This window comes from Microbispora sp. CSR-4, from assembly GCF_008033685.1.
In the GTDB taxonomy this organism is placed as follows: domain Bacteria; phylum Actinomycetota; class Actinomycetes; order Streptosporangiales; family Streptosporangiaceae; genus Microbispora.
Genome location: NZ_VJVX01000042.1, coordinates 21593 through 36741, shown reverse-complemented (window position 1 = coordinate 36741; position 15149 = coordinate 21593). Strand labels below are relative to the sequence as shown.

General features: G+C 71.9%; 14 protein-coding genes. 1 reads left to right on the top strand and 13 read right to left on the bottom strand.

The features are described 5' to 3' along the window. Positions 1-177: 177 nt before the first annotated feature. The 5 genes from FLV34_RS26915 to FLV34_RS26895 form a co-directional block, all read right to left on the bottom strand. Positions 178-1353: a lipid-transfer protein gene (locus FLV34_RS26915; RefSeq protein WP_142648450.1), complete on the bottom strand. Its 1176-nt coding sequence runs from the start codon at positions 1351-1353 to the stop codon at positions 178-180. Beyond that, positions 1350-1775 (bottom strand): MaoC family dehydratase, encoded by a 426-nt coding sequence (locus FLV34_RS26910; protein WP_142648449.1) that lies wholly within the window; start codon positions 1773-1775, stop codon positions 1350-1352. The genes FLV34_RS26915 and FLV34_RS26910 overlap by 4 nt, the downstream gene beginning before the upstream one ends. After that, positions 1772-2716 (bottom strand): bifunctional MaoC family dehydratase N-terminal/OB-fold nucleic acid binding domain-containing protein, encoded by a 945-nt coding sequence (locus tag FLV34_RS26905; protein ID WP_147944397.1) that lies wholly within the window; start codon positions 2714-2716, stop codon positions 1772-1774. The genes FLV34_RS26910 and FLV34_RS26905 overlap by 4 nt, the downstream gene beginning before the upstream one ends. Positions 2717-2858: 142 nt before the next feature. Continuing rightward, positions 2859-3689 carry a phosphoenolpyruvate hydrolase family protein gene (locus FLV34_RS26900; RefSeq protein WP_142648447.1) on the bottom strand — a complete coding sequence of 277 codons (831 nt, stop codon included), beginning with the start codon at positions 3687-3689 and terminating at the stop codon, positions 2859-2861. Positions 3690-3702: 13 nt separating this feature from the next. Further along, a complete protein-coding gene (locus tag FLV34_RS26895) occupies positions 3703-4944 on the bottom strand; it encodes a Tm-1-like ATP-binding domain-containing protein (RefSeq protein ID WP_142648446.1) in 1242 nt (413 codons plus the stop codon). 113 nt (positions 4945-5057) lie between these two features. On the opposite strand from FLV34_RS26895, the gene FLV34_RS26890 reads away from it, so the two are divergent. Beyond that, positions 5058-6452 carry a PLP-dependent aminotransferase family protein gene (locus tag FLV34_RS26890; RefSeq protein WP_187280745.1) on the top strand — a complete coding sequence of 465 codons (1395 nt, stop codon included), beginning with the start codon at positions 5058-5060 and terminating at the stop codon, positions 6450-6452. 69 nt (positions 6453-6521) lie between these two features. On the opposite strand, the gene FLV34_RS26885 is transcribed toward FLV34_RS26890, so the two are convergent. The 8 genes from FLV34_RS26885 to FLV34_RS26850 form a co-directional block, all read right to left on the bottom strand. After that, positions 6522-7280 carry a sugar isomerase domain-containing protein gene (locus tag FLV34_RS26885; RefSeq protein WP_222709635.1) on the bottom strand — a complete coding sequence of 253 codons (759 nt, stop codon included), beginning with the start codon at positions 7278-7280 and terminating at the stop codon, positions 6522-6524. A gap of 12 nt (positions 7281-7292) precedes the next feature. After that, a complete protein-coding gene (locus FLV34_RS26880) occupies positions 7293-8036 on the bottom strand; it encodes a GntR family transcriptional regulator (RefSeq protein ID WP_142648444.1) in 744 nt (247 codons plus the stop codon). Further along, positions 8030-8932 carry an ROK family protein gene (locus FLV34_RS26875; protein WP_147944395.1) on the bottom strand — a complete coding sequence of 301 codons (903 nt, stop codon included), beginning with the start codon at positions 8930-8932 and terminating at the stop codon, positions 8030-8032. The genes FLV34_RS26880 and FLV34_RS26875 overlap by 7 nt, the downstream gene beginning before the upstream one ends. Next, on the bottom strand, positions 8929-9753 hold the full coding sequence (locus FLV34_RS26870; RefSeq protein WP_142648442.1) for a carbohydrate ABC transporter permease: 825 nt from the start codon (positions 9751-9753) through the stop codon (positions 8929-8931). Before FLV34_RS26870 ends, FLV34_RS26875 begins: the two co-directional genes overlap by 4 nt. Beyond that, positions 9750-10652 carry a carbohydrate ABC transporter permease gene (locus FLV34_RS26865; RefSeq protein ID WP_142648441.1) on the bottom strand — a complete coding sequence of 301 codons (903 nt, stop codon included), beginning with the start codon at positions 10650-10652 and terminating at the stop codon, positions 9750-9752. Before FLV34_RS26865 ends, FLV34_RS26870 begins: the two co-directional genes overlap by 4 nt. Continuing rightward, positions 10649-11833 carry an extracellular solute-binding protein gene (locus FLV34_RS26860; RefSeq protein ID WP_205830390.1) on the bottom strand — a complete coding sequence of 395 codons (1185 nt, stop codon included), beginning with the start codon at positions 11831-11833 and terminating at the stop codon, positions 10649-10651. Before FLV34_RS26860 ends, FLV34_RS26865 begins: the two co-directional genes overlap by 4 nt. 300 nt (positions 11834-12133) lie before the next feature. Beyond that, a complete protein-coding gene (locus FLV34_RS26855; RefSeq protein WP_142648440.1) occupies positions 12134-13759 on the bottom strand; it encodes a beta-1,3-glucanase family protein in 1626 nt (541 codons plus the stop codon). Positions 13760-13922: 163 nt separating this feature from the next. Beyond that, complete coding sequence (locus tag FLV34_RS26850; protein ID WP_142648439.1) at positions 13923-15104, bottom strand: steroid 3-ketoacyl-CoA thiolase; 1182 nt, start codon at positions 15102-15104, stop codon at positions 13923-13925. Positions 15105-15149: the final 45 nt, after the last annotated feature.

Sequence of the window (15149 nt, the reverse complement as noted above, 5' to 3'; positions counted from 1 at the left end):
GGCTTTGACCATTCGGGAAACGCTCTCACGTCACCTCCGGGATATGGGCCCGCCGAAAACAGGGCAAGAACTGCGCGTGAAAATCGCCGTCATCGAAGCGGAACTGACGGGAGTGAATTTCCCTCGTGGAACTTCGGCGCCCCTATCCTTTAGCGCGGGGCGGCCGGCTGCGGGCGTTCACCGGTCCGTCCCGAGGACCAGGCCGCTGGTGGGCACGCCGGTGCCGGCGGTCACGATCACGTTGCGCACGCCTTCGGGCTGGTTGACGCTGGTGCCCCGCACCAGCCGCACCGCCTCGGCGATGCCGTTCATGCCGTGCAGGTACGCCTCGCCGAGCTGGCCGCCGTGGGTGTTGAACGGCAGCCGCCCGCCGAGCTCCAGGTTGCCCTCGGCCACGAAGTCCTTGGCCTCGCCGGGGGCGCAGAAACCCAGCTCCTCCAGTTGCGGCAGCACCAGCGGCGTGAAGTGGTCGTACAGGATCGCCGCGTCCATGTCGGCGGGGCCGAGGCCGCTCTGCGCGTACAACTGCCGCCCGACCAGCCCCATCTCGGGGATGCCGGTGATGCGGGGACGGTAGTAGCTCGTCATCATGTGCTGGTCGTCGCCGGAGCCCTGGGCCGCGCCGAGGATGACGGCGGGCGGGTGCCGCAGGTCGCGCGCCCGCTCGGCCGAGACCACGACCAGCGCCTGCCCGCCGTCGGTCTCCTGGCAGCAGTCGAGCAGGTGCAGCGGCTCGGCGATCCAGCGCGACGCCTGGTGGTCTTCGAGCGTGATGGGCCGCCGGTAGAACCAGGCCGCCGGATTGGTCGCGGCGTGCGTCCTGTCGACCACGGCCACCCGGCCGAAGTCCTCGCTGGTCGCGCCGTACTCGTGCATGTAGCGGCGGGCGAACATGGCCACCCACTGGGCGGGCGTCGACAGGCCGAACGGGGTGAGCCACGCGTACGCCGCGCCCTCGGCCCCCGTGTCGGCCGGGTCGCCCGCCTGGCCGAGGCCGTAGCGCAACCCGGAGCGCTCGTTGAAGGCCCGGTAGCAGACCACGACGCCGGCGACGCCGGACGCGACGGCCAGCGCCGCCTGCTGGACGGTGCCGCAGGCCGCGCCTCCGCCGTGCGGGATGCGCGAGAAGAACGTCAGGTCGCCCATGCCGGTGGCACGGGCGACGTGGATCTCGGCGTTGGTGTCGGCGGTGAACGTCACCATCCCGTCCACGTCGGACGGCTTCAGGCCGGCGTCGGCGAGAGCCGCGAGCACGGCCTCGCAGGCGAGCCGGAGCTCGCTGCGGCCGGAGTCCTTGGAGAACTCGGTGGCCCCGATGCCGGCGATCGCCGCCGCGCCCGAAAAGCCGCTCATGTCACGTCCTTCGCGGGAAGCCGTACGGCGACGGTGCCGGTGACGTGGGCGCCCAGGCCGTTCTCGCCGCGTACGGCGATCTCGACCCGGTGGTCGTCGTCGTGCTTGGCGGTGACCGTGCCGGTCAGCGTCATCGTGTCGCCCGGGTAGTTGGGCACGCCGAGCCGGATCTTGATGGCCTTGACGACGGCGGCCGGGCCCGCCCATTCCGTGACGTACCGGTCGACCAGGCCGTTGGTGGTGAGGATGTTCATGAAGATGTCCTTCGACCCGCGCTCGGCCGCGAGGCCGGGGTCGTGATGGACGTCCTGGTAGTCGCGACTGGCGATCGCGGTCGCCACGATGAGCGTGCGGGTCAGCGGGATCGGCAGCGCGGGCAGCTCCTCCCCCACCGCCACCTCCTCGTACGTCCGCCCGTTCATGACACGACCCCGAGCTGCGGGCGGAACACGGGAAGCGACAGGCCGGGATCGGCGTCCAGCCAGTCGAGGACGACGGGCATGCCGATCTCGACCTCCCCCGGCTCCACGCCGACGAGGTCGGTGACGAGCCGCGTGCCCTCCTCCAGCTCCACGAGCGCGACGATCAGCGGATAGCCGAACGCCGGGTGGCGGGGGTGATGGTTGACCACGAAGCTGTAGACCTGCCCGCGGCCCGACGCCTCGGCGGTGTCCCACTCGAACGAGCCGCAGTGCGGGCAGCAGGGGCCGGGCGGATGGCGCAGCGTCCCGCACCCGGCGCAGCGCTGGATCACCAGCCGGTGCTCGCGCGCCGCCTCGAACCAGAACGCGTTGTCGCGGTTGATCACCGGCCGCGGCCGCGACGCCTTCGGGGCCCGCTCGCCAGGGGAGGACGCCTTCGGCCGGAACCACAGCAGGCGCCAGCGCTGGACGGCGACGACCTCGCCGTGCTGGTCGGTGTAGGTGCGGACCGTCGTCACGAACCGGCCGGCGCCCAGCGCGGTGCTCTTCTCCGGGGAGATCGACTCCACCACCTCGCGGACGCTCACCCGGTCGCCGACCACCAGCTCGCGGTGGAACTCGAACTCCGAGTCGGTGGCCACCACCGAGGTGTAGCCGTCCTTCTCCAGCAGCGCGTACAGCTCCTCGGCCCCCGGCGCTCCGCCGGCGCCTCCCCCATCGGGAGCCCGGGCGTACCCGCGCATCGTCCACGCCTGGGTCATCGACGCGGGCGCGACGATCCCGGTGCGGCCGGTCGCGCGGGCGGCGTCCTCGTCGAGGTAGATCGGGTTGCGGTCGCCCATCGCCTCGGCCCAGTGCCGGATCATGGGCGCGTTCACCGGGTCGGGCCCCTCCTGCGGGGGAAGGATCTCCCGTCCGGCGAAGTCCTCGTAGGCGGTCATCGGTCCTCCACACCGGTCTGCACGCCGGTCTGCACGCTGTCCAGACGTTAGTCAGCGGGACCCGCCGGCGATCCGGCGAATCCCGCTGACCGGGAGCGGAGTGAGACCGAGTGAAGCGGAATGAGGCCGAGTGAGGGCCGGGTCAGGCGGGACCGAGCCGCAGGCTCTTGAACTCGGTCGCCTGGGCGGCGATCGCCTTCTCCGTGGGCAGGCGTTCCATCGACGACGCCCCGAAGAAACCCGCGATCCCGTTCGTGTGATCGAGCACGAACTGGGCGTCCTGCGGCTCGGCGATGGGGCCGCCGTGGCACAGCACGATGACGTCGGGGTTGACCGCGACGGCGGCGTCGCGCATCTCCTGCACCGCGGCGGCGGCCTCGTCGAGGGTGAGGGCGGTCTCCGCGCCGATGCTGCCGCTCGTGGTCAGCCCGACGTGGGGCACGAGAACATCGGCTCCGGCCTCGGTCATCGCCGCCGCCTGCTCCGCGTCGAAGACGTAGGGGGCGGTGAGCAGGTCACGCCGCCGCGCCTCCCTGATCATCTCCACCTCCAGCCGGTATCCCATCCCGGTCTCTTCGAGGTTCTGCCGGAACTTGCCGTCGTACAGCCCCACGGTGGGGAAGTTCTGCACGCCGGCGAAGCCCATCGCCTTGAGCTGGTCGAGGAACGGGCCCATGAGCCGGAACGGGTCGGTGCCGCATACCCCGGCCAGCACGGGGGTGTCGCGGACGACCGGCAGGACCTCCCTCGCCATGTCGACGACGATCGCGTTGGCGTCGCCGTACGGCAGCAGCCCGGCGAGCGACCCGCGACCGGCCATGCGATAGCGGCCCGAGTTGTAGATGATGAGCAGGTCGGCCCCGCCCGCCTCGGCGGCCTTGGCCGACAGGCCGGTGCCCGCGCCCGCGCCGATGATGGGCCGGCCGGCCCGTACGGTGGCGCGCAGACGTTCGAGAGCTGTCTCGCGGTTCATCTCAGTCTCCAGTTCAGCGTGCGGAGTCGGACGCACGGATGAGGCGGTGCAGCGCTTCCGCCGCGGCCCGGCCGAATCCCGGGTCGTTGATGGCGGCGTCCACGTCGTGGACGGGGACGCCGGTGTCCTTCAGGGCGTCCCGCAGCGCGGTGAAGCAGGCGGCGTCGGCGTCGGGGTCGGCGAAGGGCCCGCCTTCGACGTCGATCCCCGAGACGCCCTTCAGCGGCAGGAAGACCTCCACCGGCCCGGTGGCGCGGCCGAGCTTGCCGCCGATCCTGGCGCCCAGCTCGGCCATCTCCTCGCGGGTCGTCCGCATGAGGGTGACCGTGGGGTTGTGCACCAGGAACTTCCGGTCCGCGAACTTCTCCGGCACCGTGTCCCGGGGCCCGAAGTTGACCATGTCGAGCGCGCCGACGCTGACCACCTGCGGGATGCCGGCCCGCCCTGCCGCCTCCAGCCGGTCCGGTCCCGCGGTGAGGACGCCGCCGACGAGATCGTCGGCCAGCTCGGTGGTGGTCAGGTCGAGCACGCCGTCGAGCATGCCGGAGGCGGCGAGGGCCTCCATCGCCCGCCCGCCGGACCCCGTGGCGTGGAAGACCAGCACCTCGTATCCGAGGGCGGTCAGGTGGTCGCGGGCCTCGTCGACGGCGGGCGTGGTGAGCCCGAACATCGTCGCGCCGATCAGCTTCCGGTCGTCGCCGGTCCCCGTCTCGCCACGGACCCGGGCGTACCGCTGGGCCATCCCGGCCATGGCGGCGGCGGCATTGCCGAGCACCGCCCGCGAGAGCCGGTTGATGCCGGAGATGTCCACGACGGAGTACATGAGCGTGACGTCCACGTCTCCGACGTACGGGCGGACGTCGCCCGAGGCCATGGTCGAGACCAGCAGCTTGGGCACACCGACGGGCAGGGTCTGCAGCGCCCGGGCCGCGACCGACGAGCCACCGGAGCCGCCGATCGCGAGCAGGCCGTCGAGGCGGCCCTCGTCGTACAGCCGGCGGACGACCACGGCGGCGCCGGTCGCCATCGTGTCCATCGCGGCGCCGCGGTCGCGGCCGGCGCGGAGCCCGTCGAGGTCGGCGCCCGCCGCCCGGGCCACCTCGTCCGCGCCGACGTCGGCGTGCTCCGCCCCGGCGGCGAAGGTGCCCACGTTCACCAGGAGCACGTCGCAGCCCGCCTCTCGCAGCCGGTCACGGACCCAGAGGTACTCCTCGGTCTTGGTGTCCAGCGTTCCCAGCAGCACTACCGTCGCCACCGCGGCCTCCTGTCGTCGTCGACCTGCCCGTACGGTCGAGAATGTCCGGCAGCGGCCGAACCGGCCAGGCCAATCACGCAGAATTGGTCCACGCGTACAGGGGGGACGGTGAGATGGCACGCGCGGAACACGTCGACAGTGCCGCGTTGGCCCGCCTGCTCGGGGGCTGGCGGGCGGACGACATGCCGCTGCCGCACGCCCTCGCGGACGCGCTCGACGAACTGGTCGCCGGCAACGTGCTGGTCGAGGGGGCCGCGCTGCCGCCGCAGCGCGCGCTGGCCGCCGCGCTGGGGGTCTCCCGCGGGACCGTCGCCGAGGCGTACGCGGAGCTGGCCGCGCGGGGGCGGCTCACGTCACGGCAGGGATCCGGGTCGCGGGTCCGGCGCGACCGCAGCGCGGGCGGCGGCGACCACGTCGTCGACGGACGGCTGGCGTCCTTCGGCAGCACCCGCCGCCTGGCCGAGCTCGACCTGTCCAGCGGCGCCCTGCCCGCCCTGTCGCTGGTGCGGGAGGCCGTGTCAGCGGTCGACCTATGCGAACTCGACGTCTATCTCGCCGACGACGGCTACTACGCGGCGGGGCTGCCGCGTCTGCGCGCGGTCGTCGCCGAGCAGTATCGCGCGCAGGGGCTGCCGACGGAGGCGGATCAGATCCTCGTCACCTCCGGCTCCCAGCAGGCCGTCTGGTTGTGCGCGTCGTCCCTGGTGACGCCGGGAGACGAGGTCCTGGTCGAGGAGCCGGGCTACCGCGGCGCCATCGAGGCGTTCCGTACGGCGGGGGCGCGGCTGACGGCGGTGCCCGTGCGGGCGGACGGCCTCGACCTGGATCACCTCGACCGGGTGGCGCGCCGGGCCGCTCTGCTCTACTGCCAGCCCGCCGCGCACAACCCCACGGGGATCAGCCTGCCCGCGGCGGCCAGGGAGCGGCTCAGCGAGATCGTCGGCAGGCACGGCCTGCTCACGATCGAGGACCGTTCCTGCGCCGACCTCGTCCTCGACGACCGCGGGGTGCGCCCGCCGCTGCCCGATCCGCCCGGCCCCGGCCTGGTGATCCGGATCGGCACCGCGTCCAAGCTGCTGTGGGGCGGGCTGCGGGTCGGGTGGATACGCGCGGAACGCCCGATGATCAAGCGGTTGACGCAGGCCAAGGCGGCGCTGGACCTGGCCGCTCCGGTGCTCGACCAGATGGTGACCGCCGAGCTGCTGACGCAGGCGGACCGGGCCCGGCGGGAGCGCACGCGGCGCCTGCGGGCCCATCTCGCCGACGCCGTGGCGGTCCTGGCCGAACGCCGCCCGGCGTGGCGGTGGACGCCGCCGAGCGGCGGCACGGCGCTGTGGATCGACACCGGGACCGACGCCGTCGCTCTGGCCGAGCGCGCTCGCAGGAGAGGCGTGCTGGTCACCGCAGGCCCGGCCTTCTCCCCCGCGAACGCGCAGCGCTCCCGGATCCGGCTGCCGTTCTGGCGGCCCGTGGACCAGTTCGCGCACGCGGTCGACCTGCTCGAATGAGCGACGGCGCCGGTCACAGTGTCATCTCATCCGGGTCATCTCACCCGGTCACCTCAGTGCCGGGTCACCTCAGCGCTGATCGCGGGCCTCGGCGGCGAGCAGGCGGCGCCGGTGGTCGGCGAACACCTCGTCATTGGACGAGACGGCGGCACCGGGCACGGTCGGGGAGACGAACGTCGGCACCACGACGCCCCGGCCGGCCAGCACGGCGGCCGTACGGGTCACGATCTCGTGGCTGACCACGCTGGCCACCACCGTCGAGGCGCCCCCTGTCGGACGGTCCCAGCCGTCCACCTCGATGATGGCGTCCTGCACCGGCACGCCGGTGTCGATCGTGACGTCGCAGATCTCCGCGATCCGCTTGCCGCTGGAGTGCTCGGCCGGGCGTTCCAGGTTGGCCACCGAGGTGACCGCGACGGTGAACAGCCCGCGCTCGGCCGCGTACATGGCCGCCTCGACGGGCGCCGCGTTCCTGCCGCCGTGGCTGTAGACCACCATCACGTCGCCGGGGGCGAGCGGCTCGTGGTCCAGATACTGCTTGATGTATCCCTCGGTGCGCTCCAGCCAGAGCAGCTCGCGCACGCCGCCCGGCCCCAGCACGTTGTGCCACATCAGCCGGGGATCGGTGAGCGGGTGGATGCCCGCGAAGCTGCCATACCTGGGGAAGGCGTCCATGGTGGGGATCACCGAGTGGCCGCTGCCGAACAGGTGGATCAGGCCGCCGTTCTGGATGGCGTCCGCGCTGCGCTCGGCCACGGTCGCCAGCGCCTCCTCCTGTGTGGAGGCGAGCCGGTCAAGGATGGTCATCAGGGTTCGGGTGTAACTCACGGACGTTTCCTTTCATGGGGTCCGCAGCGCCAGCCGCACGCGGTATCGGTCTCCGCGCATGACGCTGCGTACGTGTTCGAACGGGCCGTGGGCGTCGAAGGTGAGGCGTTCGACGTAGAACGCGTGCGCGCCCGCGGCCACTCCGAGGGTCGCGGCGTCCTCGTCGAGGACGCCGCCGACCGTGAAGGTCTCGACGGCCTCGCGCGGGACCAGCCCGTACTTCTCGTTGAGGGTCTGGTAGAGCGACCGGTCGGTGAAGTCGATGTCGTCGATACCGGGGAACCGGTCGAGCGGGAGGAGCGCGGTCTGCACGCCCACCGGCCGGGTGCCGTCGGTCCTGAGCCTGCGCAGCCGCAGCATCCGGGCGTCCGGCGGCAGCTGCATCTCGGGGGGCAGGTCCTCCTCGCCCGCCGTGACGACCGACTGGCCGAGCACCCGCGAGCCCGCGCTGTGGCCGAGCTGCGCGAGCTCGGCGGTGAACGACGTCACCCACCGCGCGCCGGCGGTCAGGCTCGTGTCGCGGACGAAGGTGCCCCGGCCCTGTTCCCTGACCAGCACCCCGCGGTCGACCAGCCGGGCCACCGCCTGCCGGACCGTGACGCGGCTCACGCCGTACGCCTTGCCCAGCTCGTCCTCGGTCGGCAGGCGCTGGCCGGGCACCCATTCGCCGGCGTCGACGCGCTGCTGGAGGCTCCGTTCGACCTGCAGATAGAGAGGGACACCCGAGGTGGGGTCCAGCCCCTTCACGATCACCATTCCTCCGTTCTGGCGATGAGGAGTGCCCCCACGACGCCCGCCCGGGAGCCCAGTGCGGCGGGCCGCACCGGCACCCGGCGGCCGTCGGGGGAGGCGAACCTCGCGACGTGCCGCTGGAGCGGAGGGCCGAGGACGTCCATCGCGTCGGCCAGCCCGCCGCCGATGAGAATGATCTCGGGATCGATCGTGCTGGCGACAGCCGCGACTCCCCGGGCGAGGCGGGCGGCGTACGCGTCGAGCGCGGCGCACGCCCGCTCGTCTCCCGCGCGGGCCGCCGCCATCAGGGCGGGGCCGTCGCGCAGCGACGAGCCGGACGCGGCCCGCTCGAACGACCCGTGAACAGGGCCGTGAACAGGGCCGTGAACAGGGCCGTGAACAGGGCCGTGAACAGGGCCGTGAACAGGGCCGTTGAGAGGGCTGTCCGGCACGTCGGCGGGCAGCCAGCCCCACGAGCCGGCGCTGCCGTGGACGCCGCGCCAGATCCGGCCGTCGATCAGGAGGGCGCCGCCGATGCCGGTGCCGACGGCCAGCAGCACGGCGGACCTGGCCCCCTTGGCCGCGCCTTCGGCGGCCTCGGCGAGCAGCGTGAGGTGGCCGTCCAGGGCGAGCCGTACGGGCGCGCCGAGGCGGGCCTCCATGTCCTCCCGCAGCGGGCGGCCCTCCAGCCACGGCAGCGCGGGGACGAACACCGGCCGGTCCTCCCCGGAGGTCCCCGGCAGGCCGATCCCGACTCCGGCCGGCCGTGCGATTCCCGCGCAGAGCGTGGTCACCTGGGCGAGGAACGCGTCGTAGGAGCCGGCCACCGGGGCCGTGACCAGTTCGCCGCGTCCGTCCGGCGTCTCGGCCAGGACCCGTACGGAGGTGCCGCCGACGTCGATGCCGACGTACGTCGTCATCCCTTCACCCCCGTCCGGGAGATGCTCTGGACGAACACGCGCTGGGCGAGCAGGAACACCACGATCGTGGGCACGCTGGCGATCAGCGCCCCGGCCATGACCACGTTCTGGTACTGCACGCTCGTGCTGTAGGACAGCAGGCGGCTCAGCGCGAGGACGACGGGGAACTTGTCGTCCGACTGCAGGATCGACAGCGGCCACAGGAAGTTGTTCCAGTAGAAGACGAAGGCGAAGATCGCGAGGCTGACCAGCGCCGGGCGCAGCAGCGGCGTGACGATCTGCCAGACGATGCGCCCCTCCGAGGCGCCGTCCAGGCGGGCGGCCTCGATCAGCTCGTCGGGGACGTCCGCGATGAACTGCCGCATCAGGAAGATGCCGAAGGCGTTGGCCAGCCAGGGCAGCATCACGCCCATGTAGGAGTCGGCCAGGCCCATCGTGGAGACCAGCCAGTACAGCGGCACCAGGGTCACGATCGGCGGCAGGAACATCGTCGCGACGACCGACCAGAAGAGCAGGTCGCGGCCCCGGAAGCGATACTTCGCGAACACGAAGCCCGCCATGACGCTGGTCACCAGCACCGACAGCGTGGAGACCCCGGCGATCAGGACGCTGTTGGCGAAGGCGCTGCCGAAGGGGACGGCCTGGAAGACCTCGCCGAACGCGGAGAACGTCACGTGCGACGGGAACCAGGTCGGCGGCGCCTTCTGGAGCTCCTCCGGGCCCTTCAGCGCCGAGATCACCATCCAGTAGAGCGGGAACAGCGGCACCAGGATGACCAGCCCGAGCGCGAGCGCCGTGGCCGCGCGTGCCGTGCGCCTCATGACCGTCCCTCCGCCGCCGTACGCCTGCGCATGGCCGCGAGGACGACTCCCGTGACGGCCACCAGCACGAGCAGCAGGCTGAAGGCCATCGCGCTCGCCTGGCCCGCCATGCCGTTCTGGAACGCCGCCCGCTGGATCGCGTACGACAGGACCGTGGTGCTCTCGGCCGGCCCGCCCTGGGTGAGGATGTAGACGGGGTCGAAGACCTGGATCGCGTTGATCGCGGCGATCAGCACGATGAACGTCGTCGTACGGCGGAGCAGGGGCAGCGTGACGCTGAACGTCTGCCGCCAGAAGCCGGCGCCGTCGATGCGGGCCGCCTCGTACACGTCGTCGGGGATCTGGGTGAGCCCCGCGATGACCAGGATCGTGTAGTAGCCGGTCATCTGCCAGACGTGGAAGATCACCAGGGAGAACAGCGCGGTCCCGGGGTCGCTCAGCCAGGCGGGCGAGTCGATCCCGAGGGCGCCGAGCGCCTGCGAGATCGGGCCGTAGTCGGGCGCGTAGAGCGCACCCCAGACGATCGCGATGGCCACCGTGGGGATCACGTAGGTCGAGAACAGCGCGGCCCGCGCCACCGCCTTGCCCGCCGTCTTCGGGAAGTAGAGCAGCATCCCGAGCGCCAGGGCCAGCGGAACCGTCGTCACCAGGACGAGCACGACGTAGACCAGGGTGTTCCCGAGCGCGTTCAGGAAGTCGTCGCTGTGCAGCAGGTCGGCGTAGTTGCCCAGGCCCCGCCACGTCATCTGCGTCAGCGGCGTGTACATCGACCAGTCGTGCAGGCTGATCCAGAAGGTCAGGGCGATCGGCACGGCGACGAACAGGACGATCACCGCCATCGCCGGCGAGAGGAAGGCTATCGCCGCCCCTCGCCGGGCGTGCCCCCGAGCAACGGTCATGCCCCGGCCTTGGCCAGGATGTCGGCGACCTCACTCTGCGCCGCGGTCATCGCCTGCTGCGCGGTCTCCTTGCCGAACACGATGTTCTCGATGTGCTTCTGCACGGCCTGGCTCATGGCCTCGCCGCCCAGCACCGTCGGGAACGGCTTCGCGTTCGGCAGCTCGGCGACGTACGCCGCGATGAACGGGTCGGACAGGTCGGCCTTGTGCGCCGTGAGGTCGCTGGTCCTGCTGGGCAGGATGCCCATCGACATCAGGATGTCGCCCATCGCGGACGAGCCGCTCTTGCCGCTGTCGGGTCCGTTGAGGAACTGGAGGAACTTCCACGCCGCGTCCTGCTTGGCGGGCGAGGCCTTGCCGTTCACCATCGTCAGCCAGGAGTAGGACACCCCCGCCGAGGCCGTGCCGTCCGGACCGACCGGCACCGGCGCCACGCCGACGTCGGAGTAGCGGTCGCCCATGGCCTGCTTGAGCGCGCTCTGCCACCAGTTCGCCATGATGATCATGCCGGTCTTGCCGTTGACGAAGTTGTCGAGGTAGGGCCCGGTGGTGTTGGCGTTGGCGCTGCTCATGGACGGCTGGGTGGCGCCGCTCTTGATCAGGTCGGCGTAGAGCTGCGCGGCGGCCACGACCTTCGGGTCGTCCAGCTTGGGCGTGCTGCCGTCGAGCAGCTGCCCGCCGTTGGAGTCCACCAGCGACAGCCAGGGGTGGACGGCGCCCGAGGCCCAGCTCGTGATCACGCCGAAGCCCTGCTGCGTCACCTTGCCGCCGTCGCGCTTGGTCAGCTTGGCGGCGTCGGCCTTCAGCTCGTCCCAGGTCTTGGGCGGCGCGGGGATGCCCGCCTCGGCGAACAGCTTCTTGTTGTAGTTGAGCGCGTAGAGGTCGACCTCGTTCGGATAGCCGCGCACCTGGCCCTGCTTGGTGACGTCGTCGACCATGTTGCCCGGCCAGGCGGCCTTGACGTCCGCGGCCACGTCCGAGGGGGCGGGGGCGGCCAGGCCGTCCCGCACCAGTTCGGGCAGCCAGAGGTCGTAGATGCCCGCGATGGTGGGGCCGTTGGGGCTCGCGCCCTGCGTCCTCAGCGTGCTGAGCAGGTTCGCGAACGGGACCGCCCGGATGTCCACCGTGACATCGGGGTTCTTGGTGTGGAACGCGGCGGCCGCGGCCTTGAGCGCCGTCACCTGTTCGGGTCCCCAGTGGGTAAGGAATGAAATCGTCTGCGGTCCGCCGGCCGCTCCGTTGTCCGCTGAGCCGCCGCATCCGGCGAGCGCGAGCGCCAGCACGGCACCTAGTGAGATCGCTCCGACAGTTCTCAAGGGGGTCTGCCTCCTCCCCGCTGTACGCCGCCGCCGACCGGGCGTCGTTACATCGTTAGGTTGTTATAACGAATTTTTGCCGCGAGGGGAAGGGCTGCGGGCGAGGACGTGAACGAGCGAGCGGCCCGGCGGTTGCCGCCGGGCCGCTCTTTCACCTCTGCCGGGTCACCGCATGACGAAGCGCTGGGCCGCGGTGCCGTTGCAGTCGTAGATCTGCAGGCGGGTGCCGTTGCCGGTCGCACCGCCGGGCGAGTCGACGCACCGGCCCGACTGGGGGTTCTGGATCGACCCGTCGGCCCGCAGCACCCAGTTCTGCGCGCCGGTGTTGTTGCAGTCGTAGAGCTGCAGCGGGGTGCCGTTGGCGGTGCCACCCGACCGCACGTCGAGGCAGCGGCCGAGGGTGCGCAGCGTCTGCCCGCTCCAGGTCCAGAACTGGTCCTTGGCGTAGGACTGGCAGTCCCACAGCTGCACCGCCGCGCCGTTGCCGCCGGTGTCGTCGCCCGCCACGTCGACGCACTTGCCGCCGGGGCCGATGATGTTCGCGCCGGACGGGCCGCCCGTGCCCCCGCCGAAGCTCCCGATCGTCATCCCGGCCGACGACGGGTTGGGCTGGTCGATGACCGGGGCGAACCCGCCGACGTCGTCGTAGGAGAAGCCGTAGGCCAGGCCGTTCAGCGAGTGGGCGTGGATCGTCTTGCTGAACAGGTTCGACGCGGACTGGCCGTAGAACTTCGTGGCGTCCGTCGTCGGCTGGGTGTCGTACATGACCCGGCCGGTCGTCGAGAGCGTCGCGCGGTTGAGCGCGGCGCAGACCCGCGCGCCCACCGCGAGGATGGCCGCCTGGTCGGGCTGGTTCGGCGGCTGCATGCCGCCGGCGCACGCGAAGACGTCGCTCGTGGCCGGTTTGGTGAGCGTGCCGATGACGGCGCCGGACGCGTTCCGGAACGTCCAGTTCGCGCCGCTTGTGGTGCCGGTGAAGGTGCCCAGCGACGTCTGCACGGTCAGCGGACGCGTCGCGTAGTAGGACCACACGCCGTTCACGTAGGAGTCGAGGTACGTCGAGGGGAACAGGCCCTTGGCGATGGCGTGGACGGGTGCGAGCACGCGCAGCGGGAGGCCGTCGGAGGCCCGGGTCGTCGTCAGGGCCGACCACGGCGACCCCAGGCCGGCGAACGCGTTGAGGATGGCGGCGCGGTCGCCGGCGATGCCCTGCGTCTGGGTGTTGCCGGAGGCGTCGGTGACGCCGACCGTCAGCGGGAAGCCGAACATGTCGACGGTGGTGGAGTTGATGAAGATGCCCGCGCCGCCGTTGCTCGTCCGGGCGAACTCGGCCCAGTCGTAGAGGATGCCGGCGTTCGGGTCGCTGTCGACCCAGGGCGCGGGCTCGACCAGCCCGTTCGTGGTGAGGAAGAAGCGCAGCTTCGCGCCCATCGACACGTAGACGCGGCCGCCGGACAGGTTCGGCGGCAGCGTGACGGTCGTGCGGGCGCCGGTGCCCGGCCCGGGGATCGCGATGTCCGGCGCGGGAACCGGCCCGTTGGGGATCGACGAGGGGAAGGAGTAGGCGCGCCACGTTCCCGAGGCGTCCACATAGCCCTGCTGACCGGTGATCGAGTTGCGGGCGACGACATAGACGTACGTCGCGTCGCCACGGCCGGAGTTGTTGGTGATCGTGAAGGGCAACTGCGTGACGGCGGCGTTCGCCCGCTGCCCGGCGGCGAGGACCACCGCCTGGGCCAGCAGGACGACGGCGAGCAGGGCGCGCCGCCATCGCCGCGACGACATGTGCATCTCTCGGCTCCTCTGGGGGGTGAAGGGCGTAGACGAGCTGTGAGAGCGCTCTCAGACAAGTAACTTTACTGTTAACTGACCACCCGTCAATAGGCATCTGACACCTGTCATGCCGCCGCCGGGAGCCGAGCCCGCTCGGGAGAGCGCTTTCCGATCCGGTTGCTCAGACGCGTTCGATGACGGTGGCCGTGGCGTGCGCGCCGCCGGCGCACATGGTCACCAGGGCGGTCGAGCCTCCGGTGCGCTCCAGCTCGCACAGCGCCTGGGTGAGCAGGCGGGAGCCGGTCGAGCCGACCGCGTGCCCGAGCGCGATCGCGCCGCCGTTCACGTTGACCCTGTCCATGTCGGCGTCGAACGCCCGCGCCCAGGACAGCACGACCGAGGCGAACGCCTCGTTGACCTCGACGAGGTCGATGTCCGGCAGCTTCATGCCTGCCTTGCGCAGCACATGCCGGGTCGCGTCGATGGGCCCGTCGAGGTGATAGCAGGGATCGGAGCCGACCACGCCGGAGGCGACGATGCGCGCCCGCGGGCGCAGCCCGAGGTCGCGCGCCCGGCCCGCGCTCATCAGCAGCACCCCGGCCGCGCCGTCGCTGATCTGCGAGGAGTTGCCCGCGGTGTGGATGCCGCCCGGTATCACCGGCCGCAGGCTCGCCAGTGCCTCCCTGCCGGTGTCGCGCAGCCCCTGGTCCCTGGTGACGACGGCGGTCTCCCCCGTCGGCCCCTCCGGTCCCGTCACCGGCGCCTCCACCGCGAGGACCTGGCCGTCGAACCTGCCTTCCGCCCACGCCCGCGCGGCGCGCCGCTGGGAGCGCAGGCCGAGCGCGTCGGCGTCCTCACGGGTGATGCCGCGCCGCTGCGCGATCCGCTCGGCCGCGGTGAACTGGTCGGGCAGGTCCAGCGACCAGGACGGCGGGAACGGGCTGCCGGGGCCCGCGGTGACCGCGGCGCCGAGGAAGACCCGGCTCATCGACTCGATCCCGCAGCCGATGCCGACGTCGATCGCCCCGGCCGCGATCAGCCCGGCGACCAGGTGGACGGCCTGCTGGCCGGAGCCGCAGGCACAGTCGATCGACGTGCAGGCCGTGGTGTACGGCAGGCCCGCGTGCAGCCATGCCTGGCGGGTGACGTTGTTGGCCTGCTCCCCCGCCTGGGTGACGCAGCCGCCGATCACCTGCTCGACCGTCTCGGCGGCGAGGCCGTTGCGCTCGATCAGTGCCCGGTGCACCACGCCGAGCAGCTCGGCCGGGTGCAGCCCGGACAGGGCGCCGTACCGCTTGCCGACCGGTGTGCGCACCGCGTCGACGATGACGGCCTCGAACGGGGATGCCACCTTCAGCGTCATGAGGAGAGGCTAGAAATCTTCTCCGGTGCGGACACGTCCAGGTCC

Excerpts from the sequence above, each read along its gene's own strand:
- FLV34_RS26915 (WP_142648450.1), bottom strand. The coding sequence starts at position 1,353 with ATGAGCGGCTTTTCGGGCGCGGCGGCGATCGCCGGCATCGGGGCCACC.
- FLV34_RS26910 (WP_142648449.1), bottom strand. The coding sequence starts at position 1,775 with ATGAACGGGCGGACGTACGAGGAGGTGGCGGTGGGGGAGGAGCTGCCC.
- FLV34_RS26905 (WP_147944397.1), bottom strand. The coding sequence starts at position 2,716 with ATGACCGCCTACGAGGACTTCGCCGGACGGGAGATCCTTCCCCCGCAG.
- FLV34_RS26900 (WP_142648447.1), bottom strand. The coding sequence starts at position 3,689 with ATGAACCGCGAGACAGCTCTCGAACGTCTGCGCGCCACCGTACGGGCC.
- FLV34_RS26890 (WP_187280745.1), top strand. The coding sequence starts at position 5,058 with ATGGCACGCGCGGAACACGTCGACAGTGCCGCGTTGGCCCGCCTGCTC.
- FLV34_RS26880 (WP_142648444.1), bottom strand. The coding sequence starts at position 8,036 with ATGGTGATCGTGAAGGGGCTGGACCCCACCTCGGGTGTCCCTCTCTAT.
- FLV34_RS26875 (WP_147944395.1), bottom strand. The coding sequence starts at position 8,932 with ATGACGACGTACGTCGGCATCGACGTCGGCGGCACCTCCGTACGGGTC.
- FLV34_RS26870 (WP_142648442.1), bottom strand. The coding sequence starts at position 9,753 with ATGAGGCGCACGGCACGCGCGGCCACGGCGCTCGCGCTCGGGCTGGTC.
- FLV34_RS26865 (WP_142648441.1), bottom strand. The coding sequence starts at position 10,652 with ATGACCGTTGCTCGGGGGCACGCCCGGCGAGGGGCGGCGATAGCCTTC.
- FLV34_RS26855 (WP_142648440.1), bottom strand. The coding sequence starts at position 13,759 with ATGCACATGTCGTCGCGGCGATGGCGGCGCGCCCTGCTCGCCGTCGTC.
- FLV34_RS26850 (WP_142648439.1), bottom strand. The coding sequence starts at position 15,104 with ATGACGCTGAAGGTGGCATCCCCGTTCGAGGCCGTCATCGTCGACGCG.